This window comes from Paenibacillus qinlingensis (genome assembly GCF_013204845.1).
GTDB lineage: Bacteria > Bacillota > Bacilli > Paenibacillales > NBRC-103111 > Paenibacillus_E > Paenibacillus_E qinlingensis.
Genome location: NZ_JABMKY010000018.1, coordinates 56,504 through 82,861, shown reverse-complemented (window position 1 = coordinate 82,861; position 26,358 = coordinate 56,504). Strand labels below are relative to the sequence as shown.

27 protein-coding genes are annotated in these 26,358 nt (G+C 47.3%); 4 read left to right on the top strand and 23 right to left on the bottom strand.

All coding sequences use genetic code 11. From position 1 onward, the window contains the following. Nucleotides 1–15: 15 nt before the first annotated feature. From HQN88_RS26430 to HQN88_RS26360, 15 genes are all read right to left on the bottom strand, one after another. The gene (locus HQN88_RS26430; RefSeq protein ID WP_173118174.1) at nt 16–1,719 is read right to left on the bottom strand and encodes a type 2 periplasmic-binding domain-containing protein; all 1,704 of its coding nucleotides are present in this window, start codon (nt 1,717–1,719) and stop codon (nt 16–18) included. A gap of 87 nt (nt 1,720–1,806) precedes the next feature. After that, a complete protein-coding gene (locus HQN88_RS26425; RefSeq protein ID WP_173118172.1) occupies nt 1,807–2,694 on the bottom strand; it encodes a carbohydrate ABC transporter permease in 888 nt (295 codons plus the stop codon). A 36-nt stretch (nt 2,695–2,730) separates the two neighbouring features. Beyond that, nucleotides 2,731–3,699, bottom strand: coding sequence for an ABC transporter permease (locus tag HQN88_RS26420; protein ID WP_173118169.1), 969 nt, complete (start codon nt 3,697–3,699; stop codon nt 2,731–2,733). Nucleotides 3,700–4,129: 430 nt separating this feature from the next. Continuing rightward, the gene (locus HQN88_RS26415; protein WP_246320482.1) at nt 4,130–5,587 is read right to left on the bottom strand and encodes a M56 family metallopeptidase; all 1,458 of its coding nucleotides are present in this window, start codon (nt 5,585–5,587) and stop codon (nt 4,130–4,132) included. Nucleotides 5,588–5,645: 58 nt separating this feature from the next. Beyond that, nucleotides 5,646–5,978 carry a BlaI/MecI/CopY family transcriptional regulator gene (locus HQN88_RS26410; protein ID WP_063795619.1) on the bottom strand — a complete coding sequence of 111 codons (333 nt, stop codon included), beginning with the start codon at nt 5,976–5,978 and terminating at the stop codon, nt 5,646–5,648. 185 nt (nt 5,979–6,163) lie between these two features. Then, nucleotides 6,164–6,973: an ammonia-dependent NAD(+) synthetase gene (nadE, locus tag HQN88_RS26405; protein ID WP_173118165.1), complete on the bottom strand. Its 810-nt coding sequence runs from the start codon at nt 6,971–6,973 to the stop codon at nt 6,164–6,166. A gap of 419 nt (nt 6,974–7,392) precedes the next feature. Beyond that, on the bottom strand, nt 7,393–7,830 hold the full coding sequence (locus HQN88_RS26400; protein ID WP_028555397.1) for a BrxA/BrxB family bacilliredoxin: 438 nt from the start codon (nt 7,828–7,830) through the stop codon (nt 7,393–7,395). Nucleotides 7,831–7,960: 130 nt separating this feature from the next. Beyond that, nucleotides 7,961–8,353, bottom strand: a complete 393-nt coding sequence (locus HQN88_RS26395) for a DUF3905 domain-containing protein (protein WP_173118154.1) — start codon at nt 8,351–8,353, stop codon at nt 7,961–7,963. Beyond that, the gene (locus HQN88_RS26390) at nt 8,350–9,339 is read right to left on the bottom strand and encodes a hypothetical protein (protein WP_173118026.1); all 990 of its coding nucleotides are present in this window, start codon (nt 9,337–9,339) and stop codon (nt 8,350–8,352) included. The genes HQN88_RS26395 and HQN88_RS26390 overlap by 4 nt, the downstream gene beginning before the upstream one ends. Nucleotides 9,340–9,500: 161 nt before the next feature. Continuing rightward, entirely contained in the window at nt 9,501–10,481 is a 981-nt protein-coding gene (locus HQN88_RS26385) for a substrate-binding domain-containing protein (RefSeq protein WP_173118152.1), read from the bottom strand. A gap of 15 nt (nt 10,482–10,496) precedes the next feature. Beyond that, on the bottom strand, nt 10,497–12,290 hold the full coding sequence (locus HQN88_RS26380) for a cache domain-containing sensor histidine kinase (protein ID WP_173118150.1): 1,794 nt from the start codon (nt 12,288–12,290) through the stop codon (nt 10,497–10,499). After that, on the bottom strand, nt 12,287–13,909 hold the full coding sequence (locus tag HQN88_RS26375) for a response regulator (RefSeq protein ID WP_173118148.1): 1,623 nt from the start codon (nt 13,907–13,909) through the stop codon (nt 12,287–12,289). The genes HQN88_RS26380 and HQN88_RS26375 overlap by 4 nt, the downstream gene beginning before the upstream one ends. 105 nt (nt 13,910–14,014) lie before the next feature. Next, nucleotides 14,015–15,022 carry an ABC transporter substrate-binding protein gene (locus HQN88_RS26370; RefSeq protein ID WP_173118146.1) on the bottom strand — a complete coding sequence of 336 codons (1,008 nt, stop codon included), beginning with the start codon at nt 15,020–15,022 and terminating at the stop codon, nt 14,015–14,017. A 63-nt stretch (nt 15,023–15,085) separates the two neighbouring features. Then, entirely contained in the window at nt 15,086–16,069 is a 984-nt protein-coding gene (locus tag HQN88_RS26365; RefSeq protein WP_173118145.1) for an ABC transporter permease, read from the bottom strand. A gap of 10 nt (nt 16,070–16,079) precedes the next feature. Continuing rightward, nucleotides 16,080–17,582, bottom strand: coding sequence for a sugar ABC transporter ATP-binding protein (locus HQN88_RS26360; protein WP_173118143.1), 1,503 nt, complete (start codon nt 17,580–17,582; stop codon nt 16,080–16,082). Between the two features lie 484 nt (nt 17,583–18,066). On the opposite strand from HQN88_RS26360, the gene HQN88_RS26355 reads away from it, so the two are divergent. Next, entirely contained in the window at nt 18,067–18,276 is a 210-nt protein-coding gene (locus tag HQN88_RS26355; RefSeq protein WP_173118141.1) for a hypothetical protein, read from the top strand. Nucleotides 18,277–18,435: 159 nt separating this feature from the next. Here the strand turns inward: HQN88_RS26355 and HQN88_RS26350 are convergent, their stop codons facing one another. From HQN88_RS26350 to HQN88_RS26330, 5 genes are all read right to left on the bottom strand, one after another. Beyond that, a complete protein-coding gene (locus HQN88_RS26350; protein WP_173118139.1) occupies nt 18,436–19,122 on the bottom strand; it encodes a PspA/IM30 family protein in 687 nt (228 codons plus the stop codon). A gap of 3 nt (nt 19,123–19,125) precedes the next feature. Then, the gene (locus HQN88_RS26345) at nt 19,126–19,608 is read right to left on the bottom strand and encodes a PspC domain-containing protein (RefSeq protein ID WP_173118137.1); all 483 of its coding nucleotides are present in this window, start codon (nt 19,606–19,608) and stop codon (nt 19,126–19,128) included. Continuing rightward, complete coding sequence (locus HQN88_RS26340; RefSeq protein WP_173118135.1) at nt 19,577–20,272, bottom strand: PspA/IM30 family protein; 696 nt, start codon at nt 20,270–20,272, stop codon at nt 19,577–19,579. The genes HQN88_RS26345 and HQN88_RS26340 overlap by 32 nt, the downstream gene beginning before the upstream one ends. Nucleotides 20,273–20,322: 50 nt before the next feature. Beyond that, entirely contained in the window at nt 20,323–20,619 is a 297-nt protein-coding gene (locus tag HQN88_RS26335) for a LiaF transmembrane domain-containing protein (RefSeq protein ID WP_057314263.1), read from the bottom strand. A gap of 224 nt (nt 20,620–20,843) precedes the next feature. After that, a complete protein-coding gene (locus HQN88_RS26330; RefSeq protein WP_173118133.1) occupies nt 20,844–21,548 on the bottom strand; it encodes a 3D domain-containing protein in 705 nt (234 codons plus the stop codon). Nucleotides 21,549–21,820: 272 nt separating this feature from the next. On the opposite strand from HQN88_RS26330, the gene HQN88_RS26325 reads away from it, so the two are divergent. Together HQN88_RS26325 and HQN88_RS26320 are read left to right on the top strand one after the other, a co-directional pair. After that, nucleotides 21,821–22,147, top strand: a complete 327-nt coding sequence (locus HQN88_RS26325; RefSeq protein WP_173118131.1) for an ArsR/SmtB family transcription factor — start codon at nt 21,821–21,823, stop codon at nt 22,145–22,147. Nucleotides 22,148–22,196: 49 nt separating this feature from the next. Then, the gene (locus HQN88_RS26320; protein WP_246320470.1) at nt 22,197–22,730 is read left to right on the top strand and encodes an SRPBCC family protein; all 534 of its coding nucleotides are present in this window, start codon (nt 22,197–22,199) and stop codon (nt 22,728–22,730) included. A 55-nt stretch (nt 22,731–22,785) separates the two neighbouring features. Here the strand turns inward: HQN88_RS26320 and HQN88_RS26315 are convergent, their stop codons facing one another. Genes HQN88_RS26315 through HQN88_RS26305 form a run of 3 tightly spaced genes read right to left on the bottom strand, consistent with a single transcriptional unit; the run spans nt 22,786 to nt 24,721 of the window. After that, nucleotides 22,786–23,469 (bottom strand): hypothetical protein, encoded by a 684-nt coding sequence (locus HQN88_RS26315; RefSeq protein WP_173118129.1) that lies wholly within the window; start codon nt 23,467–23,469, stop codon nt 22,786–22,788. Next, the gene (locus HQN88_RS26310; protein ID WP_173118127.1) at nt 23,466–24,362 is read right to left on the bottom strand and encodes an ABC transporter ATP-binding protein; all 897 of its coding nucleotides are present in this window, start codon (nt 24,360–24,362) and stop codon (nt 23,466–23,468) included. Before HQN88_RS26310 ends, HQN88_RS26315 begins: the two co-directional genes overlap by 4 nt. Next, nucleotides 24,362–24,721: a GntR family transcriptional regulator gene (locus tag HQN88_RS26305; RefSeq protein WP_216855838.1), complete on the bottom strand. Its 360-nt coding sequence runs from the start codon at nt 24,719–24,721 to the stop codon at nt 24,362–24,364. Before HQN88_RS26305 ends, HQN88_RS26310 begins: the two co-directional genes overlap by 1 nt. A gap of 321 nt (nt 24,722–25,042) precedes the next feature. On the opposite strand from HQN88_RS26305, the gene HQN88_RS26300 reads away from it, so the two are divergent. Then, complete coding sequence (locus tag HQN88_RS26300; protein WP_173118125.1) at nt 25,043–26,173, top strand: metallophosphoesterase family protein; 1,131 nt, start codon at nt 25,043–25,045, stop codon at nt 26,171–26,173. Nucleotides 26,174–26,358: the final 185 nt, after the last annotated feature.

Sequence of the window (26,358 nt, the reverse complement as noted above, 5' to 3'; positions counted from 1 at the left end):
GGTCATCTTATAAGATTACTTGGCGGATGCGGCAATCTTCTTCGTGTTGGATTCAAATTCTTTTTGTTGGTAAGCTTTCACTTTATCCAATCCAGCTGCCTGGCGATCCTTTTGGTATTTATCAAACAGTTGATCGAATTCGGTATCCGTCTTGGCTAAAAGCAGCTTCGGAAGCGTTTTGCCCCACGCCTGGGCGATTTTCGTATTGGCAATTCCCTCTTCCGATGTCCCTGTTGGTACAATGTTGTCGTACTGCGAGAAGCTCTTCGACTTACCTTTCGTCCACTCTTCCGGTTGTTTAATTGGTTCTACGCTAGGCGGTGCCCACTGCAAATTCATGTTCGTATCCATGAGCATCCAGAAGGTGTAGGACGAGCCGTATTTTTTATCAAAAGCAGCTCGGTCTTTATTCATTAGATCCAGTACTTCCGGCTTAAATTGATCCTTGCCATTGATGGTGTCATAGCTTACGCCTTTTTCACCTAGGTACAGATCCTTGTTGCCTTCCTCACTAATGAGGTAGCTCAAGAATTTAATCGCTCTTGCTTTATCCTTCACATCTTTGGAAATCAAGGTTACTGTCCAACCTGAGATACCAGGACCTGCTAGCGTCGGTGCGCTTTTCGCAGCATTCGCTGGACCATCTACGGCGATGTAGACTTTGTTCGGATCTTTTTGGTACAGGGAAATATTTTGGTTCGCTAAGTCAGAACGTTGATACAACATGGCAAAATAGCGGCCTTGCGCGATCTTTTCTTCCATTTGAGGACGCTTGTCGATAAAAATATCTTTAGCTAGCAAGCCCATTTCATTGGCTTTACGGAACGTTTTCAGCCAGCTCACGAACTCTGGATCTGTGGAACGATCGTAGAGCTTATTATCTTTTTCATACGGAATCGCTAAGAAATTCTGCAGCATGGAACCATTTTGACCAGCATCAAGCAATGAACTATTCCCTAAGTCTCCGAACTCATGCAAACCTAGCGGAATTAGCGGCTGACCGTTCACATCAGGGAACTTCTCTTTCGCAGCCTTAAGCGCGTTCAGAAACCCTTCTTGTGTTCTCATGTCCGGCTTGCCGATTGCCTCATACATATCTTTGCGCACAAGGAACGTTTGGTTAGATACGAAGTTTTGGCCGTATTTCTTATAGTCCTCAGAGGATGAAGAAGCGTTCGGATAGCCGTAGAAATTGCCGTCTTTCTGCGTGTACCACGATGTCTTAGCCGGGTCAGCTACCTTAATGAAATAAGGATCATACTGTTTGGCAAGCTCATTCAGCGGAAGTACCATATTGCCTTCGATCATTTTCTTCACGGCATCTTCATACCAGCCCAACGTGATAAAATCAGGCAGCTTCCCGGAAGCAATCATCGTATTCAACTTCTCATTCTCATTGCCCGCAGGGACGATAAAGTTGATATTCACACCGGTTTTCTTGGTTATGTATTGCGAAGTGGCATCAACGCCCCATTTATTAGGAAACCATGAAAAATTAAGGTACCAATCGAACGTAATCGGCTTTGTATCGGATTTCCAACCGGGATCATTCGCATTCGCCACAGGTGCAGCGGATTGTGCTGCAGCAGTTTCAGCAGGTTTGGCCGCATCAGGACTTGCAGTGCTGGTGTTGGTCTCTTTATCGGTGGTACAAGCAGTTATTGAAAAAGCTGTAAATAAAGCAAGCAAGGTCGTTAGCGTTTTGCGTGGTTTCCTCATTGGCGTTTCCCCTTTTCGGATTCATTATGTGTAATCTCTGTTCGATTAACAGAGCTGGCCACCTGTGTCACGTGAAGATGAACCTAATTAGCCTTTTATTGAGCCAATCATAAAACCTTTTACAAAATACTTCTGTAAAAACGGATATACCAACACAATCGGCAATGTGGTTACAACCATCGTTGCGAGTTTAATCGACTGAGACGATACCGTCTTCGCTACACTTCCCGTCGTTGCAGCCATCATTTGATTGGAGCTGGACTGCGCAACGACCCGATAGAGATACGTCTGGATCGGTTGAAGTTCGCTTTTGTTAATATAAATCATTCCGGTAAAGTAATCATTCCATTGATAAACGCCATGAAAGAGGGCAATCGTAGCGACAACAGGCATGGACACTGGCAAGATGATTTGATAAAAGATTTTGAAATCATTCGCGCCATCAATCTTGGCCGCTTCCTCCAAGGCATCCGGGATTTCTCGGAAGAAGGATAAGAAAATAATCAGATCAAAAAAGCTGAACATCGCCGGAATGATATATACCAGGAAGCTGTCGAGCATCCCCAAATCTCGAATTAACAAGTAATACGGAATTAAGCCTCCGCTGAAAAATAAGGTTACCGTACCGATCAGCATGTAGACGTTGCGGCCGATTAGCTCTTTGCGGGAAAATGCATAGGCGACCATCGCAGTAAATAGCACGTGGACCACGGTGCCTATCAGTGTTTTCGCTACGGTTACCCCCATCGCCAGCATGATGCCATTATTCGCAAAAACAGCCCTATAACTGTCGATGCTAAACACCCGTGGCCACCAGTAAATTCCTCCTCGCATGGCATCATTCCCTTCATTGAAGGAATTGACGAGTACATACCAGATCGGGTAGATGGTTACGAAGCAGATGACTAGCATGAATATAAAATTGAAATGATCGAATGCAGCCTCTTTGTAGGTTCTGCGATTCAGGGAAAGCATCGTTGGCTCACCTCCTAGCATAGAAGCATTCTGATTTTAAAATAACGATGTGTTGTTGAGCCGCTTGGTGATAAAGTTCGCCGAAAGCAGCAGGATGAGTGAAATGAGCGACTTAATTAAGCCCACCGCCGTTGCATAGGAAAAGCGACTTTGACGAAGACCTACCTCATACACATACACATCAATCACGTTGCTGGCGCTGGCATTTAGTTGGTTTTTGAGCACGAGAATTTGGTCAAAATTAGAGTTTAAAATGCCGCTTACTGAGAGTATGAACAGGATCGTGATGGTTCCTTTGATGGATGGAAGGGTCACATAGAACATTTTCTGAAAACGCCCTGCTCCATCGATCGTTGCCGCCTCATACATATCCGGGGATACGCCGGACATCGCTGCGAGATAGATAATCGCCGACCAGCCAAGCTCCTTCCAGATATCCGAGGTGATGATAATACTCCAGAAATACGAGGGCTCTGCCAAGTAGCTGATAGGCTCTTGGATGATATTGAGCGCTAAGAGGACTTTATTGACCAAGCCCACGTCAGCTAGCCATGTGGCCAGTATGCCACCGAGAATAACCCAAGATAAGAAGTGGGGTAAATAGGATATGGTTTGAACGAGCTTCTTGAAACGGATAGAACGGAGTTCATTCAGAAATAATGCGAACACGATGGGAAGCGGAAAGCCAATGACGAGCTTGAGAACACTCATTCCGACGGTATTTTTAATGACACTGGCCAAATTATCATCTTCCAGAAAAGCCTTGAAATGCTCAAGCCCCGCCCAGGGTGCTGCCGATATGGGTTTTACAATATTGAAATCCTTAAAGGCAATGAGGATCCCATACATCGGGACATAGTGAAAAACAATCATCCACGCGACGCCCAGCAAGGCCATGACCTGCAGATATCGCTGTGCATATACGATGCGGAGCAGCCTTGACGCTGATTTGCGGAAGGGGACTGACTTGTGATTCGGAGTGGCGATTTCCGTCTCCGTCTTCATTGCTAGCTGCACCTCCTGTGTCATCTTCTATGTAAGCACTTTCACTTCACTTATTATAGGTCTTCTATTCTGACGATGTAAGGCTTCAAATTTCAGCTATGGTTACTATTTTTTGGATGACTTCTACTCCTACTCCTCCGTCTACTCCTAAAACCGCTTAACCATCCAACCTAATCTACGCCGCACGAAACAAATTAATGGATTTTATGAAGCTAATTTTGCTGCTTCTCCCCATTTTGGAGCATTAGATGGATTTCCTACAGTTAATTTCCACCAAAGTTCACCCAACCGCCAATCTCCCTGCTATTAGTTGTAGTTTTTCCATCTATTCGCTAAATCTTAGATAATACGGCAATATTAGCTGTATATTTTACAGTTATTTGATATAAAAAAAGACCCAAGGCAATTTGCCTCGGGTCCTCTTATGAAATTAATTTCTTACTGCTTGGGCTGGTACAGCCGCTGGAGTTGATCTAGATACTTCCGCTGTTGGGGCTGGAGCAGTTCGTGATCCCGTCCCTTCCGTTGCTCTGACTGGAGCTGGAGTTAATCTGGATACTTCTGCTGCTGGCGCTGGTACTGATCTGCTCCCCTCTCTTACTTGGGCGGGCGCTGGGGCTGATCTAGTTACTTCTGCTTCTGCTGCTGCTGGTGCAGGGACAAGAACTGATCTAGATCCCTCTGTCACTTGAACAGGTGCTGATGTAGGTGCTGGACTAGACTCCACAGTCGGAGTAGTCGGAACGTTTGGTGTTACTGTGTCGGCAACCTTGGTTTCACTGCTTTTATCCACAGAGGTATTCGTATTGGCACTGGTATTTGTCCCCGTTGTTAGCGAACTCGTATCTGTTGTCTTTTGATCAACAACCGCCGTATTCGTTTCAGTTGCTGACTTCTTATCCACACTAGCATTCGTCAACGAGCAACCACTAATGATAATAACGGCAGCCAAACCAAGGAACGACCACCGGTATGAATTAAATTGAAACTGTTTAATCATCATAATTCTCCTCTTTAACTGTGACTTGTTTCCGGATAAATGAACATTACCTGGGACACTTACGGGTCGCACATAGCTTTCCAATAATTGAATGAGTGTATAGCCATATTCTTCTCTTCGAGCTGGTTCTATATAAGAAAGGGCTAAAGCATCGCTTGCAATCTCCTGGTCTTCACGCATCCGTTGATGCGCGTACCAAAGTACAGGGTTGAACCAATGAATAATCAATAGAAATTGCATCAGCCAATTGACGCCAATATCATTTCGTTTGCAATGTGCCAGTTCATGTAGAAAAACATGCTGTAACTGCTCATGGTTTAAACTGTTAATGACCGACTGCGGTATGACTAGACAGGGATTCCTGAAGCCAAATAACGTAGGCATCGACAATTTGTCCGATACCACTAATGTGACCGGTTTATGTATCGACATTAGCTGTCGGCTCTGAGTAAATAACTGTAATATGCCGATATCTGTGATCGGTCTCGTTTCTTTCGTTATTTTCAGCACAAATTTACGGTTGATCACGAAGGTATATATCGCAAATAGGACGATTCCAAGCACCCATACGTACATCGCATATTGATACAAAATATTCGCCAACGAGTCACCCATTGCCAATTCCTCATGTGTTCCTATCTCATTGGCTGGATTGATTTCGTGAATCGTATCAGGGTAGGATAACCAATTATAAATGCTTACATTGCTCTCCAAGTGCCAAGGCAGGAGCAGCCTTACGAGCACCAACAACCACATGAGATAGTGCCATCTAGGTTTAATCCGTTTATGCAGGATGCGCTGAATCAGCATGATGAACACAACTGTAATGGTTGCCATGACCGATACCGATAGGATCCAATCAAAAAAGCCTGTAAGCAGTTCACGCATTGGGTTCACCTTCACCCCTCCCTTCTTTCCTAGAAGTGGAACCTTGCTGGAGTACTTGTCATTTGTTTTTACCGTCCAGCATCTCTCTCAACTCTTTGATGTCTTCCTCCGACAACTGCTCCTCTTTCAAAAAATTAACAAGCATTGGCTTAAAAGCCCCGCCATAAATTCGTTTCAGAAAAGATTGCGTCTCCGACTTCACACACTCGCCCTCAGACACCAAAGGGAAATAAGCATACACCCTGTTCTCCTGCGTAAACGAGATCGCCTGTTTCTGCGCTAGCCTGTTCAACAACGTTCGAATCGTTTTGGGCTTCCACTCTGTCCGCTCCTGCATGGCATCAATAACTTCATTGGCTGTGCGTGGTGATTCGTTCCAGAGTACTTTCATAACTTCCCATTCGGCATCCGTAATATGAGGGACCGTCTTCACATCGTTTCCTCCTTTCGCTTGGATTACAACTGTAATACAAGTTGAATATTACAGTTGTAATCCAACTTTGTCAAGCTGCGTAATTTTAAGAAAAAGAAAAAGACTATCCATATTAAACATGGATAGTCTCTGAACCCTAATAACTAAATGCCTGGAATCGGAACACGCTTGTGCTCGGTTTTCACATATTGCTTCTCCAGCTTTTCTTGAATCGCTGGATCAATTTGCTTGCCTTCGAGGTAGTCACTGTTATCACCATAGGTGATACCTAGCTCGTCCTCGTCGGTTTGCCCGTCCCAAAGCCCTGCTGTCGGGGCTTTATCCAACACGCTTTGCGGCACGCCGATCTTCGCCGCAAGCGAACGCACTTGGCGCTTGTTCAGCGTGCTCAGCGGTGTAATGTCTACCGCACCGTCGCCGTACTTCGTATAGAAGCCGGTGACCGCTTCGGACGCATGATCCGTTCCCACGACGATCAAGCCCAGCTCAAAAGCCAAGGCATACTGCATCACCATGCGCGTCCGCGCCTTGATGTTGCCTTTGCCGCCGCGGCTCACATGCTGGTGAACGCCGATATGCTTGAGTCCGTATTCGACTTCGATGGCAATCTCGTCGACGGACTCTTCGATGTTGTTCTCGATTTGGTATTTCAAATCGAAGGCTTTCGCCACCGCGTAGCTATCTTCGATATCGACTTGCTGGCCATAAGGCTGGAACACGCCGACCGTTTTGTATTCTTTTCCCTTTTCTTCTGTGAGCTCATCCGTTGCTTGCTTACACAGTCCTGCCGCCACCGCACTGTCAATACCGCCGCTGATCGCAATCAGCAAGCCGTTGGCGTGTGCGCTTAGCACGTAATTTTTCAGGAAATCCACACGTTTGCGGATCTCTTCATCAATATCAATTTCAGGTTTAACGCCAAGTTTTGCGATGATTTCTGCTTGCAAGCTCATGCAACTCTCCACCTTTTATCTAAATTTTGGAATGATGCCTTCTTTGAGATCTAGTATAGACTTTCGGCCCTCAAATTTCAAAGTGTAATCGAAAGAACAAGAGATTAACTGGATTTCCTACATCTAATTTCACGCCAATCGCGCATTTTCAGCGAATAAATGGATTCTCTACAGCTAATTCCAGCCATTTCAGCTAAAACCGATGATTCAATCGAAATTAGCTGTATATTTTCCAGTTAAACTCCATATGCAGATGAAAACGCAAAAACTAGCTGTACTTTATACAGTTATTCCTCCAGAAACAGTAAGGCAGTTCAGAGAACTAGTTTAAAAGCCGATACACGTAGGGATCCGGAAGGACAAATAAAAAAAGCCCACCTGCTCATTGGCAGGTAGGGCCTCTATATGCCTAACAATTATTATTTGCAATATTGTTCAAAAGCACCAATCAAATCGCCAGCGATCATATCCGCGGAACGATCTTCGATTTGGTGGCGTTGAATGAAGTGAGCTAGCTCACCATTCTTGAACAACGCAATGGATGGGGATGATGGCGGGTATGGCGCCAAATATTCACGCGCTTTGGCCGTAGCATCCTTCTCTTGACCTGCGAACACAGTGTATGTGTAAGTAGGTGTTGTATCGTTCTGTAGGGCTTTCGCAACACCTGGACGACATTGACCAGCTGCACAGCCACAAACGGAGTTCACGACAAGCAGCATCGTGCCATCCTTGGATTTTTCAATTGCTTCCTCTACTTGCTCAGGAGTCAGAAGCTCCGTAATACCCAGACGAGTCAAATCTTCTCTCATCGGTTTAACCATATCTTTCATGTATGAATCAAAAGACATTGCCATATGTGCCACCCCTTAGGATTTAATAGTTACTCTTAAAACGTAATGACTACAATTTATATTATACATCCGTTAGCGATGAAAGCAAAGTCCAATGTCTCAGCTGCATGGCATAGAAATAAAGCGAAAGCTGTTAGGCTTCCGCTTTATCATTCTTTTTACTGGTGGTAGCTTCTGCCGTCACAGATGCCACATTCTTATCCGCGTGGGTAAAAATCCCGCTTTGCGGTTTGATGCCTTCCTCAAATAGCTCCCGATTCTCGGCACTTTGGAAGCCGACATCCTTGAAGGGATGAACCCACTGATCTCCCGCCATGACCTCGGGGTTCGTATCCGATGTCCATTGCTCTAGAGGAGAATTGTCGGATTCATAATCATGATCGCCGATCGTAACCCCATACTCATTCACGAATGGCGCACGCGGGCCTCGCCCTTGCTCAAACTGCGGCAAAAAATCGATCTCAAAAGGGTCTAGCTCACTCTGATCCTTCGAAGAGGTGGCTGATTTCTTCTGATCTTGGCTCATGTGGAAGGGCGGTTGGGGCCGTCCAGTTTTTTATCATAGCCCTCTTTACTTGCAGGTTTTTTATCGCGTTCTTGGTTTTGCTGTTCTTGCTGGATTTGCGTTTTGGAATCATTCTGACTCATATCCATCAGCTCCCTTCTGCCCGTAGTATGTGACAAAATAGGGAGATTCATTCCAATAATCAGCATGAGTAAATTCAGTAACTGCACAGGGGTGAGATACACCGCGGTTGGCTCCGCCAACGCGAAATAGCTCGCAACCATCCCCACTGCACCGCCGTAGAACAAGGTGTTTTTCAGAAGCCTGCCTGTTCCTAAGACCGTTGTCGAACGAACTGTCCACAGCTGCTGCCACACCAGTAAGGGCACCAATAAGATGGCTAGGTACGCATGATGGGGATGAAACCTCGACACGGTGCCTTCCACGCCTATCCCCCAGGGCAACTGGGTTGGCAGTCCATAAGAAGGCGTTAATGCCGCATAAAGAAACATAGCTGAGGCAGCACCGATAGCAAGCATGTCCAGCAAAACCCGCCAAGCAATGCCATGTTTACGCACCTGATATGTTAAGTAGATGTACGCTAGTACGATGCCTACTATGATCTCCATTTTGGAACCGGCTGTCAGAAGCAGCTTCATCGGGCTCTCCCACAGCAAGGATGGCTGCGTCAGTAGACTACCCAATCGCCATGTAAAGAACACGATTAAGACAGCGTTTAAAATCAAATCATCCATTCCTTTTATAGCTACCCGAGCAGCAGCAGGCACTTCAGGCACTTCAGGCACTTCAGGCACTTCAGGCACTTCAGGCACTTCAGGCACTTCAGGCACTTCAGGCACTTCAGGCACTTCAGACCCTTCCAGCTCTACCCGATTCCATTGCCGCACTACGCGCCGCATCAGCCAAAACCCGAGCACACACGCCAATAACAGTGCGACTAACTGCCCCTGCAATTGCAACGGTCCGATTTGTACCACTTCAGGCATAAATGACCTCCGACTCTTTTTCCCTTAACATAACATTCATGCACTTAACTTTCGACAAGATGCTTACTATTTCCTGGGAAATTGTGCAGAAGTGCGCGAACCTTTGTCTAAATCCCTCGAAATGCCCGCTGGTCACGCCGACCGAGATCGTCACTTTCCTTCTATTTCCCGACAAAAGGGAACAACAGCTTCTGGTTCTCATTCGTATACATGTTCTCCTTGGTGATAACCTCAGAGCCCGTATCCATCTTACGTTTAACCGTTTCCCCACGATGAGCCTGGAGCGCAGTTTTGACTGCGAGATATCCCATGTTAAAAGGCTTCTGTACAACCGTCCCTTGCAAAATCCCTGCTTCAAGGAACGATATTTCGTTCATGGAACTGTCGAAGCCGACTAGCTTAATCGCTCGATCCGGATCCAACTCCTTCAGCGCACGCGCCGCTCCCATGGTGGAGGGCTCATTCAAACCAAATATCCCTCTAATCTCCGAATGCTCCCTTAGCAGCTCCTTTGTCAGCTCATAGGCCTTATCCTCTGACCCGTTACTGTACAACGTATCTAGCAGCTTAACGGAGGTCTCCCCCTTCAAACTATCCCGTACTCCGTTCTCACGGTCCATCTGGGTATTGGATGTCTTCACAAAGATAACGATAGCATACGTAGCCGCTCCCTGCACATAGCCCTTCATCGTCTCCACAGCCTTGCGCCCAGCCGCGTAGTTATCCGTCGCAATCAAGCTAGCTGAAACGCCGCCTTCTAAACCCGAATCTACTGTAATCAACGTAATTCCGGCATCTATCGCACGCTGAGCAACAGGAACTAATCGATTGTAATCCGTCGCCGCTAGGATAATTGCCTTCGGCTTTTCCGCTATCGCCTGTTCCACAAGCTTAATCTGTTCCTCGATTTGTGATTCCGAAGCTGTTCCCACGATCTTAATTTCTGCATTATACTCTTTCGCGGCCGCAAACACGCCTTGATTCAACACCTGCCAGAATTCCACATGTGGATCAATCGTCTTGGGGATGACAATAATTGAATTATTCTTAGGCGCGAATTGGCTAGCGAAGATCAGATATCCCCCGATCCCAATAACAGCAGCGGCAAGCACAATCACAACAGCACTCACTCTAATTTTCAAAAGAACACCTCACTTCTAGCCTTCACTTTGCCCCGGAACGGGCGGCATTACTGGGAAAGTAATCGTGACTGTCGTCCCCTCCTCCAGTTCGCTTTCGAATTGCAATCCGTACAGCTCGCCAAAATACAACTGAATGCGGTGATTCACATTCGGCACACCGAAGCCTTTGCCTGACTGCGATTGCTGTGTCGTCTTCAGCCTTAAAGCCTTCAATTGCTCGTCGCTCATGCCAACGCCGTTATCCATGACCTTCAGTTCGATGACACCATCCCGCTTCTGCCCGGTAATACGGATATGCCCGCTCTCGGCCAAATGCTTCATGCCATGATAGATCGCATTTTCCACCAGCGGCTGCAGCACGATTTTCAAACTGAGATCCTCCAAGAGATCCGCTTCCACCTCAATATCGTACGTAAATTTATTGCGGTAACGGATATTTTGTATCGTTAAATAGTTCTCAATATGGGCCAACTCCACACGGATTGGAACGAGTTCCTCTCCTTTGCTAATGCTCGAACGCAGCAACTTGGACAAGGCAGAGGTCATCGTCACGACATCATCGACTTTCCCCATCTCGGCCATCCAAATAATCAAATCCAGTGTATTGTATAGAAAGTGAGGCTGAATTTGCGCCTGCAATGCCTTCAGCTCGCTAATTCGTTTGACCTCTTGATCCAGTACTGTCTGGCTCATCAGCTCTTTGATTTTGCTAATCATCAGATTGAACGTCCGTGACAGCTTGCTAATCTCATTCGCGCCTTCCACATCAACACGGATATCAAAGTTCCCCTTCTCCACCTGCTTCATGTGTACTTCGAGCTGCTTAATCGGTTTAGTCAACGTGATCGACAGCCAAATCGAAATCGCCAGCGCAATAATCAGCGCAATCCCTCCCCACATGGCGGAGGTCAACTGCATCTCTTTTTTGTTCCCGCTGAGGTCACCCGCATAGGTTACGCCAATCATTTTCCAACCAAAGCTCGTTGTCCGCACGGTATAGATCTTATTTTCACCCGTCGCCACCGTCTCGAACGTGCTATCCTGGGACTGCATCAATGCCCGGATATCCTCAGACTTCAAGCCCGAATACAGCAGCTGCTGCTGCGGATGATAAATAAGATCGCCGCTCTGATCAAGAATGAATACGTATCCCCGCTGACCCAATTGAATTTGATTGCATAAATCATTAATCAGGTTAAAATTCAGATCAACGAGCAGCACCCCGCTTGCGCCGCCTGGCCCCGGACTTGGCATCTGTTTCGAGATGGAAACGACCCATTTGTATTCATTTTGATACACATGCTGCACATGAGAGGAGGAAATGACGATATCTCCTTTGCTCCTGTTCGCTTTGCTGTACCATTCCTGTGAAATCAGCTCGGCATAGGGCTTAAATTCGGGTGACACCCGATCCGATACAACGGCGCCATTGGAACCTATGAACACAATGGAAGCGATATCATTTCGCGAGGCAACGATTGTGCTGAAATAGCTGCTGATCTGTCGCTTCAACTGTTGAGCTTCGGCTTCCTGCGTATTTTTCAAAGAAAGATATTGCTTCAGATCCGTGTTGCTCAAAGAAAGGGTAGAAATGCTCTCCATATTGCCAATGTAGGTTTGGATATTCTTATTCACTTGCTCAATCAGCTGATTCGTATAGGTCAGCGAAGCATCCGTAACGGCGACTGTAGAGAGCCGATAGGCGCTATAGCTGAGAATGACGGTTGTACATAAAATTAAACAAGAAAAGGCCAATGCGAACTTCGTATGAATGCTTTTAAATTGAAAAGATCGAAGTAAATTACTCATATGCTCAGCCCAGCTTTGTTCGCCGCTCTGAACTCCTTTGGGGTCATGCCTGTATGTCTTTTGAAAATAACACTAAAATATTGCGGATCCCAATAACCTACCTTCGCTGCAAGCTCATAAGTTTTGAGTTGCGTGGTTGCTAGCATTTCTTTGGCTTTATCCAACCGATATCGGGTCACATACTCAATGAAAGTCTCTCCCGTATACGGCTTAAATAATGCACTGAAGTAGCTCATGCTCATATAGATATGATTGCACACCTGCTGCAGCGAAAGCTGTTCATCGGCATAATGCTCATGGATATAGGCTACAGCTGACTCCAATTGCGCCCCTGACACATGAGTACGTTTCTCTGCAAGTCGATCTACGAACGCTAAACAAATGCCCTCTAGCCATAGCCGCACATCATCCAATGTCTTGCGTGTGTAGAGTTCCATGAAGGAATGATCGCCCAGCACGTCATCTTCATCCAGCCCCGTCTCCACCCCAGCATTCATCAGGGCGACGAGCAGCTTGTGCAGCTTGCCGTAGCAAGATTCCATCGGACACGCCGATTTCTTCAAATCGTCAATCCACTCGTGCAGGGTGTTCGTAATGGCGGTCTTTTCACCTGTTTTGATCGCTGCAATCAATCTCTTCTCAATACGTAAATAGCTCGTGTTATCTTGACTGCTCCCGAACTCCATATCTCCAATGGCTATGATACGATTATTTCCCAGCATAAAACGGTAATCCAATGCCGTAAGCGCTTCTTGGTAAGCCTTCGGCAGCTCCTGCAATCCCTTATACTTGCGGCTAATGCCTACCGTGACAGTCATGCCCAAATATTTCTCAATACTATATCTAGCTTGCTCGGCAAGCATCTGACAGATGACCTCGACTTGATCCTCATCGCCCGAAACGAGCCCGACAAGCTTATCATCACGCGTCCGGAAAACGGTACCGCCATGCTCCTTCTCTACAATTTCATGCAAAATATTATAAGCCGCAAATCGCAGCAGCTCCTCTTCCGCCACTTGGTCGCTGTACAGCTCCCGTCCGAAATCATCAATATCCAATGCGAGCACGGTATGCCCCGAACCCCAACTGTTCAAGTGCAGACCAAACATCGGCAGCTTCCGCTCGATTTCGTCTTTCCGCATACCGGACGTGACCAATCGTTCCAAAAATCGCTCGCGAAGCAAAGGCATACTCTCTTGGAATTGGCGGCGAAGGAACGTGATGTCCTCGTGCTGCTTACGCTCCTCATCCAGCTCGAGACATAGCTTCTGTAGGAATTCTGTGAATTCTGCACTATTGATTGGTTTCAACAAATAGTCCTTAACCTTCAGTTTGATCGCTTGCTTTGCATAGTCAAAATCCTCGTAACCGGTTACAATAACGACTTTGATGGTGCGATACTTGGCGACAATCCGCTCCGTGAGCTGAAGTCCGTCCATGAACGGCATATTAATGTCGGTGATGACGACATCTGGCTGCAGCCGCTCAACCGCTTCATAGGCATCACGGCCATTATCGTAATCGCCAACAAGTTGGAAGCCGCAAGCTTCCCAGTTCGTTTTCTTCTTGATGCCTTCTCTGACTTCATCCTCATCATCAATCATGATGATTGTGTACATCTGGGTTCACCTCTGGCGAAATCGAATTAGGCACTATGTGTATTGTACACAGCAGTCCCATTAACTGACAATAGAGGCTGCCCTTAGGGGCTAGCCTCATTGATCTTACTCATATAGGAGCGGCTTGATATCCGCAGCATCGATGTTTGTTTTATCATACCAGTGGAAGCCGGTATCGATATTTTTCGGAACCGTTTCACCTTTAATCGCTTGGACAGCTGCTTTCACAGACCAGTAACCGATGCCGATTGGATCCTGCGTAATCGCGCCAGCCATTTTACCGCTGCGAATGGCATCCATTTGTTGTTTACCGGAGTCGAAGCCGATAACGACGATTTTGCCGTCTTTTTTACTTTCTGTAATGCCATTAATAACCCCAATGGCTGCACCTTCGTTAGAACCGAAGATTCCTTTAATATTCGGGTGAGCTTGGATGATCGCTTTGGATAAGTCTGTTGCTTTCAGTGGATCACCACTGTATTGCGTATCTACGATTTTGATGTTCGGGTATTTCGCTTTGATTTGGTTCACGAAACCATCTCGGCGATCAACACCCGTACGGCTTGTTTGGTCATGCACAACTAGCGCAATCTCGCCTTCATTACCGATGAGTGCAGCCATTTTATCAGCGGCTAGTGAGGCAGCAGCTTTATTATCCGTAGCGGCAGTCGTTACCGGAATGTCGCTATCCACACCGGAATCGAAGCCGATAATCGGGATTTTGCTCGTTTTCGCTTTCTCTAACAGCGGTGAAGCCGCTTTGCTGTCAAGCGCAGCGAATGCGATAGCCGCAGGCTTTTTGCCCAGTGCCGCTTGCAGCATTTCAATTTGCTTATCGACTTGTGTTTCGGTTTCAGGACCTTCAAATGTAATCTCCACATTGAATTCCTTCGCTGCTTTCTCCGCACCTTGCTTAACCGCTTGCCAGAACTGATGCTGGAAGCCCTTGGAGATGACAGGAATGTAGATCTTATCTGATTTCACGGCTGCTGTCGTTGTACCTGCTGTGGATGTTGCTGTTTTCGTTGAAGTGGAACCACATGCACTCAAAACGATAGCAGATAGCAAGATTAACGATGACGCAACTGCCCATTTCTTAGTCCGTTTTTGCACGGTTGATCTCCCCTTATTCCTAATTTGGTTTGTATAGGACTCCTTGTGGAGTAAATACCAAGGTTATTTCTTGCGACGGCGCATCATATCAGCGTAAACTGCCAACACAATCACGATACCTACAATGACGGTCTGCCACTCTTGCTTCACGGATAAAATCCGCAGTCCATTCGTTAACACGCTCATGATCAGCGCCCCGATGACCGTTCCAAGGATAGAGCCCTTGCCCCCGCTGAGGGAAGTTCCGCCGATAACAACGGCTGCAATTGCTTCTAGCTCATAACCAGAACCGAGTGCGGGCTGTGCGGAATTAAGACGGGAGGCCATCATGATGCCAGCAATCCCACTAAATACACCTGTCAGTGTGTAAATCACGATTTTCCAGTAGTCGACATTAACCCCTGAGAGTCTTGTGGACTCTTCGTTGCTTCCTAGGGCGAAGTTGTAACGACCAATAATCGTTTTGGTTAAAATAATGCTGGCTACAAGCGCGGCTCCGAAGAAAATGAGAATCGCGTTCGGAATGCCAGTGATGATCGAGCCCATTGAAATTTCGGTGAATGCGGGTGTGTCGTTAAAATAAATCGGTTTCGCACCAGAAATAACAAGCGACAAGCCCTTCGTCACCATCATCATGGCGAGCGTCGCGATGAAGGGCGGAATTTTCATTTTGGCTACGAGGAGTCCGCTAATGAGACCGCAGATTGCGCCGGCGAGAATGCCTCCGAGTATGCCGAGCGGCATCGGCAACTGCCACGTTGTAATGATCACACCAGCCATCACGGCTGAGAAGGTCATCACCGTTCCTACAGCCAAGTCGATACCGGACGTAATGATAACGAACGTAGAGCCCAAGGCTAGAACCCCAATAACAGCGGTTGAAAGCATGATCGCGACTAAGTTATCGAATTGGAAAAAGTTGCTCGACGATAACGAAAAGATGAGGACGAGCATAATCAAGCTGGCGAATGCCAACAACTTCTGTGCAGCCCCGCTTTGTTTGGACAGGGTTGGGACGATTTTTCTCTGTGCAAGCCATGTTGACATGGGACTCCTCCTAACTGATCCGCATCGTAGCGAATCTCATAATGGCTTCTTGGGTGGCTTCCTGCTGTGTAAGTTCTCCGGTTATGCGTCCTTCGCACATGACCATAATGCGATGGCTCATGCGCAATATTTCAGGCAGCTCCGAGGAGATCATGATGATCGATTTCCCCTGTGCGGCGAGCTCATCGAGCAGCTTGTAGATCTCGGTTTTGGCTCCTACATCAATGCCTCTTGTTGGCTCATCGAAAATGAGAATGTCGCAGTCGCGGTGCAGCCATTTGCCGATAACGACCTTCTGTTGGTTACCGCCAGATAGGAATTTCACTTGCTGATGAATGGTTGGCGTTTTGATTTGAAGCGCTTCCACATAATGCTGCGCGGTCTGGCCGATGATGCCATCTTGCATCCAGCCTAGTCGTCGCGCTTTTCGGTAAGAGGCGAGTGCGATGTTCATTTTCACATCCATGTCCACCATGAGCCCGTAGCGCTTGCGGTCTTCGGATAAATAGCCGATACCGTGCTTCACGGCATCATGCGGCGCTTTGATGTTGACCTGTTTGCCGTGGATGCGAATGTCTCCGGAATCGATGGGATCTGCGCCGAAAATGGCTCTAGCCACCTCCGTGCGCCCCGCTCCCATGAGGCCGGCGAAGCCGAGGATTTCTCCTTTGGCTAGATGGAAGGACACGTCCTTCACCGCAGACCCGCGGTTTAACTTAGAAACTTCAAGCACCTTCGTCTGTGAAGTGTTAGTTGAGAGTTGATTCGGGCTGACGTACAGCTCGCGTCCAACCATCATGGAAATAATTTGATCGATGGTCGTCGTCGCCGTTGGTACCGTATCAATATAGCGCCCGTCACGCATCACCGTAATGCGGTCGCTAATGCGCTTCAGCTCCTCCATTCGGTGGGAGATGTAGACAATCCCTACACCGCGACTGCGCAACTGATTGATGATCCGGAAAAGCTCCTCAATCTCAGCATGCGTAAGTGCGGCTGTTGGCTCATCCATGATCAGCACCTCGGATTGAAAGGATAACGCCTTCGCGATCTCCACCATCTGCTGCTTGGCAACCGTCAAATCGGCCACCATCGTTCGTGGATCCAGTTGTAGATTCATTTGATCGAGGAGCCTCTGCGCTTGCTCGTTCAGCTTGCGCTCATCAACGAATAGCTTGATACCGTGTCTCGGCTCGCGCCCAATGAAAATATTTTGCGCTATCGTCAAATCTGGCATCAGATTCAGCTCTTGGTGAATCATCGAGATGCCTAGCTGCTGTGCTGCTCTTGTATGGGGGATGCTCACTTCGTTCCCCTTCATCACGATGCGACCTTCGTCCTTCTGGTACACACCCGTGGCAATTTTCATCAACGTCGATTTCCCTGCTCCATTCTCACCGACTAACGCATGCACCTCGCCTGCTGCTAGCGTTAGTCCGCATTGGTGCAGCGCATGCACCCCAGGAAAATGCTTCTCTATGCCTTCCATCCTAAGCAAAACTTCTTCACTCATCGCATATCTCACCTCGTACCCCAGATCGTCATGTCCCTCGTTATTGAGTTCATTCTACCTGCCAGAAGCTGGAATGAGAGTGGATAAATCTCTTCAAAAATGTTGAAAATCTTCTGATTTGAGGTTGGCGTGCTTGTGCCGGTGGTGAGGTATGGAGATGAGAAAGTATAGGCGCTTGGGGGACGGGGAACGAAAATGTAGCTGCTGAGGTACTCTGTGTGGATAACCGGTTTTAAGTAGCTATGCCTTGGAGTTACGGAACGTCGTTCCGCTAATTCGGCGAAAACAACGAATTCGCTAGGTTTGCGGAACGTCGTTCCTCTAATATCGTGAATTCCGTATTTTTCGAAAAAAATGAGGAATAGCGCCCTCACGTTCCGTATCTGGCTGATTTAGCTAGTTTTAACCCGAATAAGGGAACCACGTTCCGTAACTATGGGATGCGGGTTGGGGTGGGGATGGGGGTGGAGGTGGAGTTGGGGGTGTGTTGGGGGTGGGGTGCCAGCGACCAGAAACACATTTCCAATTTGAAGGGAACGAGGATGCGCTATCGGTTGCTAAACAAGTGAATTGGTCATCCAAGGGGAACGTCGGTGTCTTATTTGTTCAAAAAACGGCTAAATACCCGAATATCGAACGATTAGTGTATCTACGTTCCCTTCCGAGTTCGAAACAGCCGATTTCTGCCAAATAGTGTATCTACGTTCCTCTTCGTGACCCATTCATCCACTAATCGGCACCATGTTGAGCATGAATGTAAGTGTCAGCATGTTGGGCAGCTTACGCGTTGCCACTCACGAATACAAAAAAGCCCCTCACCAGGAGGGGCTTTCCGCACTTCACACGCAAGTTGCTACTCAGCAGCTTGACCGTTAAATTTCTCTTTGAGCAGGTTCAGCTGCTCGTCTACTTTGGCTTGCTTCGTTGTGTCGATTGGCGTATAGCTGCCTACGCCACCTGCTGGTACGTACGGCTTACGAGCGATCTCAGCTTCAACTTCAAGCTGGATGATCTTCTCTTCCATGCGTTGGAAGCCGCGGGACGCGTTGCCGCTCTCGATGACACCGTTGTAGGATACTTGTGCCATTTGTTTCTTCGCTTTCGCTAATTGTGCACGGGATACAAGCTCGTTGCGCTTGTTGCGCATTTTGTAGAATTCATCTTTCATCTCGTGCAATTGTTGTGTCAACTCATCTGCATGTGCTTTCGCAGAAGCGTGTAGATCTGTGTACTCAACAATTTTATCTTCGTGGTACAGTTTTTCTTCAACCGCTTGGCGAGCAATCGCTTCTTGGCCGTTTTTAATTGCTGCGGATGCTTTCGCTTCGCGGTCAGCTACCAAGCGAACGGATTCCTCAAGGCGCTGCTTCAGCTTGCGCTCACTTGCGATTTGGCGAGCAACCGTTACTTCCGCCTGGGCAATTTCTTGCTCCATATCGCGGAGGTATTGGTTCAACATTACGATTGGATCCTCAATTTTATCTAATACCTCGTGAATTGAAGCTTTCGTCATATCTTTCATTCTTGTAAATACACCCATGGTTTACACGTCTCCTTTTTTACTATCCATTGTTTGTTTTTCAAAACGAGCGACTTTGGCTCTTAGTTCGTCTACTTCTCTTTGCAAAGCTTTCTTCTCAATGTCTTTCATCATCTCATCGATGTTGTTAATTGGCTGGCTCGCTTCATAGGAAGCATACTTGCTAGTCGGTTGTGGTGTTTGGCGGTGATTATGGTGGTTATGATGGTTATTGTGATTATGGTGGTTATGGGATTTATGATGATTCCATGATCCCCCTCCATACGAGCTTGCATAGGGATCAAATGGGGGCTGATCAAACCCTGGTTCCTTCGGAATTACAATCGCCGCTACAAAGTAGACGAAAATGACGGTGCCTCCGGTGAAAAACGTGGTGATCACGACTAGTAAACGTAATAGTGTGACATCTACATTCATGGCTTCTGCAAGTCCCCCGCATAGGCCCGTTAATTTCTTATCTCTTCGTGAGCGGTATAGTTTGTTCATGATCCTGTGTTCCCTCCTGTTTCAGTCTATTGCGAAGTGCTTCCATTTCCGCATCTACAGCCGGGTTGCCCCCACTGTAGAAGCTTTCGCGACCCATCTTCCTAACATCGCGAAGCGTTCTGGCGTGCAGCTCCATATCGGATACGCGCTCTTCCAATCGGCCGAACATCCGCGGTGCCCCATCTTGTGTGACATTGCTGCGAGCATGCATGCGCTGCTGCAAGCGAGCGGACTCCATACGAGCCAAGTAGTAGCTTCGTTTGTCTGCGACTTCTTTGTAATCTGCTTTCAGTTGTTGCAGCTCCTCATCAAGCTCAAGGATGGACTGCTTCGCCTGCTCATACAGATCATGGTATTGCACGCTTTTCTCTTCTGCCTGCAATTTCTCTTGCAGCACGATGCGTGCCATATGTTCTTCGCCAGCCTTCAAAGCCAGCAGCGCTTGATGCTCGCGCTTTTCTTTCGTTTCTAATGCCGTTAAATATTGCTGCCGAAGTGATGCTGCATGACTTACGCATTGCTGATACAATCTTTCTGACTGTACAAGCTGCTCACGCTGGGCTGCTAAGTATTGGTCAATCAAGCGTACCGGATCTTCCGACTTCTCCAAATGCTCATTTAAAGTTGCCACGGTTATATCTCTCATCCGCCTAAATAGGCTCATCTTCACTCCACCTTTTTCACACTCTGTATTCGATTCTTTATTTGGTTACGTTAAGCTGTTCTTCCTTTTAACATGGAAAATCCATATCCGATTAATCCGATTGCCAGAAGGATAATGATCCAACCCGCCAGCTTACTTACTAGAATGATGATACCGATACCGGCGATTACCCATCCTATTTTCTTATCGTTCTTAATCCCTAGGTAACCCAGTCCAACCATGATGAGGGGGATCACATATCCCATCACCGATCCAATAAAGTCTCCTAAGTGAAAGCCTAGCTTATTGAATAAAATCAGTGCGCCGAATGCGATTAGCAGAGCGGCTAAACCTGTATTTCTTTTCATCGTTTCGTCACCGCCTTTCATTGTTTGTCGTCGTCTTCTTCATGTCTTTATTCTAGGTAAAATCGCGTCTTTCCAAAACGGACCGTGGACGGTATTTGCTCCTAGACCTTAGTCGGGGTGGGTCTACGACCTGTGATAGACGTGCATCCCCTTTATCTGAAGGCTGCTGCCATACAAAAAAGGAGCTGCCCATTGGCAACTCCTTCAATCCAGCGCATTCAACCTTACACGGTTTCCCTATCTAACACGTACACCTTCACGTTCTTTTTCACACCAAACTCCTGCGCTTGGCCCAAATCATTCATGAAGACGTCAATTCTAGAGCCGCGAATGGCCGATCCGATATCTTCTGCCTTCCGAATGCCAATGCCTTCGATGAAAACCGTTGATCCTAGGGGGATGACGGCTGGATCTACAGCAATCGTGCGCCCTTCCTTAGCTTTGATACCACTATACGTGATGCCGTATGTAGGGTGAGAGGCTTTTTTGCCTGTCGATTCAAAGCCCGCGGTATAGGCGGTTAACGTTGTATTAATGACTTTTTTGATAATTTTAGGCTGTCCCTCAGATGATGCAGAGGCTACAGCGACAAGGGGGATGGTTAGACTTTGTCCGATCGTCAGTTGGTTCGGATTCGAAATTGAATTCGCAGAAATGAGGTCATCGACAGCGATTTCAAAGCTTTTTGCTATTTTGAACAGGGTGTCTCCTCGGCTTACTTTGTATGTTGTCGCAGCTTGCTCGACTGCAGTGGCCGGAGCTTCTGAAGTCGAAGGATCCGGGCTGCCACTCGTAGAGGCCACATAGACAGGGGACATATCCATATCTTCATAGCTCGACGGATACGAGTACGCCTTGGATTGCATGAACCACAAACCAAGCAACAGGATTAAGGATAAGGTCGATATACATAGTTTACGAAACTTCATAGCTATAGCTCCTCCTAGAAAAGTTAATAGAGTTATAGCTACTAGACTCGGCTAAAAGTAAGCTTTCTATACATTTCCTATGAAATTAATGATAGATCCATAGACACATTAAGAGAGAAGCATAAGGGTTGTCTTGTATATTCCCCCCCCTATTCTGTTTACGATAGTAAACCTATGGATGATATCCAAAGCAAAAAGATAAGTTCCGTTGAACCATTTCCCCATCCAAATATGCCTTGACAGGAATATTCCATTGGAGTTATATTCAATACATGAATACGATATTCAGTGCTCTTGCCGAACCACATCGCTTGCACATGGTTGAGCTTCTGCGAGACGGCCCCCTAACTGTAGGGGAGATTGCCCAACGGCTCGGCTTAAGTCAGCCGCAAGTTTCCAAGCATCTGCGTGTACTTAGTGAAGCAGGACTTGTAGATGTACAACCCATAGCCAATCGAAGGGTCTATAAACTGCGGCCGCAGTCCCTTCAGGACATTGAGAACTGGCTAGGTTCCTTTCGGCGCCTATGGGAAACACAATTCGATCGCATGGAAGCCTATTTACAGGTGCTGCAAGCCAAAGAATCGAAGCCCGACTGATGAATAGTCGGTCGCAAGATAACACATTTTATACTATGGAGGCGTGGTAATGATGAAACAAAATGCTTTTGAAATGACAGGGAATGGTACTGATGTTCAACTGGAGATTACGCGTATCGTGAAAGCACCGCTTGAGCTTGTATACAGCGTATGGACACAGCCGGAGCATTTGGCAGCATGGTGGGGGCCGACAGGGATGGAGCTGACGGTGAAAGCTTTGGACGTTCGTCCAGGGGGCATATTCCATTATGGAATGAAGAGCCCTGAGGGCTTCGAAATGTTCGGAAGATTCTCCTACCGCGAAGTAGAAGCTCCTACGAAATTGGTTTATGTCACTTCGTTTGCAGATAGCGATGGGAATATCATTCGTGCCCCGTTCAGCTCTGTTTTCCCATTAGAAATCATAACTGAATTAACGATGACCGAAGAAGACGGTCATACCATTATCACCATGAAAGGCGGCCCGATCAACGCGACAGAAGAAGAAATTCAATTCTACGCTTCGATGAAAGGCTCCATGGAGCAAGGATTCGGCGGAACATTCAAACAATTGGATGATTACCTGGCGAATATAACAGCTTAATAGGATAAGCAAAGAGCCTACAGAAGTGATTCTTCTGAGGCTCTTTTTTTGTGCTTTATACAGCTGCTTTGCGAAGCAATCCATAGGAGATGATCATGTAGACGCCTACCATCGGGATCATCCACCAGAACAAGTCCATATAGTTATTGGCTACCCAATGGGCCACTTCAACCCATAGCCCGAAATGCGTCATCGTATAGGACGTAATCGTCCCTATCAATAGCGCCGCTGTAAAAAAGATGTACATGGACATGCTGCCAAATCGGCGATGCAAGCTCGAAATGGTAAATCCAATGAAGTACAAATTTATTAACAGGATGATATTAATCCCTAGTATACCGATGAACGGTAGATCGCCTAGAAACTTAATTTCAAAAAGATGCAAATTCACATTCCATCCATTCGTTGCATGCTCAATGGCCGAAAGTATGGTTATTGCCATCCCTGAAATCGTATTCACCAACAGGACAGTCAATGCTGTACCGAAGAAATAATCCTTTCTCCGAATACTAAGACCGATGGCGAATGGGAACGTTTCTTTGAGCGTAATCGTGCCTGCTATAAATGTGTAGACAAAGATAGACGCAATCGCACCTGTATTCACAACTTCACCATCATTTAATGAGGAAGCAATTATTGCATTGATTAGAAAATTAGCGGCCAGGATGGCCCATGGAACCAAAAACCACGTGAACTTGTTCCTCAGATGCATCTTTACAACTTGCTTGACTCGATTCATAAGGACTCAGACCCCTTTCCCGTCACTTGCGTGCGTGTCAGATGAACAATGAGCTGCTGAATGGAAACTGGTGCGAACTCGAGTCCTAATTCTTCAGCGTATTTGCGATCTTGCAGTGAAAGCGCACCGATAATCGTTGCTGTTGCAGCAGAACCAATCGCCGTTCGTTCCAGCACTTCTTTCCCACGTGTAAAAGCGTCAACCGCTGATTTCAAGCCAGAAACCTTACAAGCTCTGCCGCGAAGCGCATCGGCGTCTTCATTCAGAATCAATTTCCCGTTATCGATCACGAGCACATGCTCTAACATACGACTCACTTCATCAATTAGATGCGTGGAAAGGATAACGGTGCGCGGATACTCTGCGTAGTCTTCCAGCAATCGATCATAGAAAAGTACTCGCGCAACTGCATCCAAACCGAGATAGGGCTCATCGAAAATCGTCAATGGCGCGCGGCTTGCGAGTCCCACAACAATCCCAACGGAGGACAGCATGCCTCGGGACAGTTTTTTTATTTTCCTTTTGATCGGAAGCCGGAAATCTTCAATTAAGGAGTTGGCATAAGCGTCGTCCCAGTTCGGGTATAACGATTTGGCCACTGCCATTACATCTATAATGCGAAACGTATCCGGATATTTCTGGCTCTCTTTAATAAAACAAATCTGATTGAGCACCCGGCTATTCTCAAAAGGCTCCTCGCCAAACACCTTAAGCTCCCCGCTAGTCGCAAACTGCTGGGCGGAGATCATATGCATGATAGTCGTTTTGCCTGCGCCATTTCTGCCGAGTAGGCCGTAAATTTTGTTAGGTTCAATTGTAAAGCTTACATGGTCCACAGCCGTCACTTTACCATACGCCTTCGTCAATCCTTTTACGTCAACAACGTTCGTCATTACGCTTTCTCCCCTCTCCGCACCATTTCTGTCAATTGCTCTACGGTTATGCCGAGTTTCTCCGCTTCTCTCACCATTGTCACGACATATTGCTCATAAAAGAGTTCTTTCCGCTTCTCCATCAGCTTCGCCCTCGCTCCCTCTGCTACAAACATGCCAATTCCACGCTTCTTGTATAAAATTCCTTGATCCACTAGCAGGTTAACACCCTTCGCTGCCGTTGCCGGATTGATCTGATAAAAGGCTGCAAATTGATTCGTAGAAGGAACCTGCGATTCTTCCAGCATGCGTGATTCGATTATGTCATCCTCAATCTGCTCTGCGATTTGTACAAAAATAGGGCGGCTATCATCCATCATAAATCCCACAATTCTCACCACCGCTTTCGTCACTACATTGGTTAGTTACTCATGTAATTAACCATACAACCAAATAACATTGAAGTCAAGCGAATTACAAAAATTGGGTAGTTAAATAAATTCTTTTTTGCAGGGGAATACCAGTAGGGCGTGAGGTGAGAGCCGCGCGAGGCCAAGATAATAGGACAAGAAATGGTTGAATACAAGAAGAGCTGGTTAAAGACATAGAAAAGAAAAAGCGCATGACGACACACTTATTGGAAGGTAGGGTTTCTTATGTTTCTATCTATCATACGGAGTAGTTTGGTGGTTTTGTTGGGGTTGGCGTTGATTAACCCTGTTGGGGGAGGCATCAAGTCTACTCGCGCATCACAGCATGCTCCTGTAGAAATGTCACCGCAAACCACTAATGCACATGAGGATTCACAACCTGTTCTAGCACAAAATGAGCTGCAAACAGTTGCTCCACAAGATGAATCGCAAACCGCCAGTGCTCAAACAGAGATACAACCCGCTGCTGCGCAGGTAGAACCGAAAACAGCTGCTGCACAGGCAGAGCCGAAAACAGCTGCACCGTTGTTTTCCTTCTCGGTAATGAGCGACGTTCATATCCTGTCGTCGGACTCGGCTTCCCAGCTGCTGCTGCGGCAAGCGCTCGCCGATCACCATGAGCTGCGCCCAGACAGCAAGTTGCTTGTCCTGAATGGCGATCTCACGAATGGCAGCGAGAGCGATTATCGCAGCTTGCTGGGGCTGCTCAGCCGCCAGCCTCATGCCCCTGTGCAGGCAACCATGGGCAACCACGAGTACTACGGCATGTACCGCTCGCCGGATGGCAAGATGGATTACACGAAGATAAACACTTCGTGGACAAGCCGTGATGCGGTCGCGTTATTCGAACGCATGATGGGGTACGACAAGCCTTATCACGAGCTTGTCGTGGAGGGCTACCGCTTCCTGTTCCTTAGCGGGGAAGCGTATAGAGACGTGGACGCATCCGTCAACGAGGATGCGTACCTCTCTCCCACGCAGCTCAGCTGGCTGAGCGAGCGGCTCACGGCGGCGAGCTCGGCGGATGCCAGCAAGCCCGTGTTCGTGTTCCTCCATCAGCCGCTGCCAAGCACGCTGGATGGTACAGATACGGAGCTGGGCGTCGTCCAGCACAAGGAACTGCGTGCGCTGCTTGACGCGCACCCGAACGTCATTTTGTTCAGTGGGCACACCCACTGGAACGTTGAAACGACCAGCCAAGTAAAGCAGCTGAAGTTTCTTGCCGCTTCCAGCGCCTCCATCCGCGAGGTGTGGAGCGCTAAGAACGAGCCCGAGACGCAGTTGCTCAGCCAGAGCCTCGTCGTCGACGTCTACCCTGAACGCGTCGTCATACTGCGCCGCGAGCATACCGAAAAGCGATGGATCGAGCCATCCATCGCGAAGGGGTATGATGTGAAGTAGCGCTGCCCAGCTTAATTCTTATTGTTCGTGGCATTTAGGAGCTTTAGTCCGACATTCCCCACTTAATTGTGACCGTTGCCTGTGTTTAGCAGCTATAGTCCGAATTTGCCCACTTAAAATGCCCTTAATTACCTGTCATCACAATTATCGGCTATTTAGTTCGGTAAAATCGGATTAAAGCTCGC

Coding starts and splice junctions, on each gene's coding strand:
- HQN88_RS26365 (WP_173118145.1), bottom strand. CDS start 16,069: ATGTCAACATGGCTTGCACAGAGAAAAATCGTCCCAACCCTGTCCAAA.
- HQN88_RS26420 (WP_173118169.1), bottom strand. CDS start 3,699: ATGAAGACGGAGACGGAAATCGCCACTCCGAATCACAAGTCAGTCCCC.
- nadE (WP_173118165.1), bottom strand. CDS start 6,973: ATGAGCTTGCAAGCAGAAATCATCGCAAAACTTGGCGTTAAACCTGAA.
- HQN88_RS26345 (WP_173118137.1), bottom strand. CDS start 19,608: ATGAACAAACTATACCGCTCACGAAGAGATAAGAAATTAACGGGCCTA.
- HQN88_RS26425 (WP_173118172.1), bottom strand. CDS start 2,694: ATGCTTTCCCTGAATCGCAGAACCTACAAAGAGGCTGCATTCGATCAT.
- HQN88_RS26380 (WP_173118150.1), bottom strand. CDS start 12,290: ATGAGTAATTTACTTCGATCTTTTCAATTTAAAAGCATTCATACGAAG.
- HQN88_RS26415 (WP_246320482.1), bottom strand. CDS start 5,587: ATGCGTGAACTGCTTACAGGCTTTTTTGATTGGATCCTATCGGTATCG.
- HQN88_RS26330 (WP_173118133.1), bottom strand. CDS start 21,548: ATGAAGTTTCGTAAACTATGTATATCGACCTTATCCTTAATCCTGTTG.
- HQN88_RS26430 (WP_173118174.1), bottom strand. CDS start 1,719: ATGAGGAAACCACGCAAAACGCTAACGACCTTGCTTGCTTTATTTACA.
- HQN88_RS26390 (WP_173118026.1), bottom strand. CDS start 9,339: ATGCCTGAAGTGGTACAAATCGGACCGTTGCAATTGCAGGGGCAGTTA.
- HQN88_RS26395 (WP_173118154.1), bottom strand. CDS start 8,353: ATGAGCCAAGATCAGAAGAAATCAGCCACCTCTTCGAAGGATCAGAGT.
- HQN88_RS26310 (WP_173118127.1), bottom strand. CDS start 24,362: ATGACGAACGTTGTTGACGTAAAAGGATTGACGAAGGCGTATGGTAAA.
- HQN88_RS26410 (WP_063795619.1), bottom strand. CDS start 5,978: ATGAAAGTACTCTGGAACGAATCACCACGCACAGCCAATGAAGTTATT.
- HQN88_RS26350 (WP_173118139.1), bottom strand. CDS start 19,122: ATGGGTGTATTTACAAGAATGAAAGATATGACGAAAGCTTCAATTCAC.
- HQN88_RS26315 (WP_173118129.1), bottom strand. CDS start 23,469: ATGAATCGAGTCAAGCAAGTTGTAAAGATGCATCTGAGGAACAAGTTC.
- HQN88_RS26375 (WP_173118148.1), bottom strand. CDS start 13,909: ATGTACACAATCATCATGATTGATGATGAGGATGAAGTCAGAGAAGGC.
- HQN88_RS26360 (WP_173118143.1), bottom strand. CDS start 17,582: ATGAGTGAAGAAGTTTTGCTTAGGATGGAAGGCATAGAGAAGCATTTT.
- HQN88_RS26325 (WP_173118131.1), top strand. CDS start 21,821: ATGAATACGATATTCAGTGCTCTTGCCGAACCACATCGCTTGCACATG.
- HQN88_RS26340 (WP_173118135.1), bottom strand. CDS start 20,272: ATGAGCCTATTTAGGCGGATGAGAGATATAACCGTGGCAACTTTAAAT.
- HQN88_RS26320 (WP_246320470.1), top strand. CDS start 22,197: ATGATGAAACAAAATGCTTTTGAAATGACAGGGAATGGTACTGATGTT.
- HQN88_RS26335 (WP_057314263.1), bottom strand. CDS start 20,619: ATGAAAAGAAATACAGGTTTAGCCGCTCTGCTAATCGCATTCGGCGCA.
- HQN88_RS26305 (WP_216855838.1), bottom strand. CDS start 24,721: ATGATGGATGATAGCCGCCCTATTTTTGTACAAATCGCAGAGCAGATT.
- HQN88_RS26400 (WP_028555397.1), bottom strand. CDS start 7,830: ATGGCAATGTCTTTTGATTCATACATGAAAGATATGGTTAAACCGATG.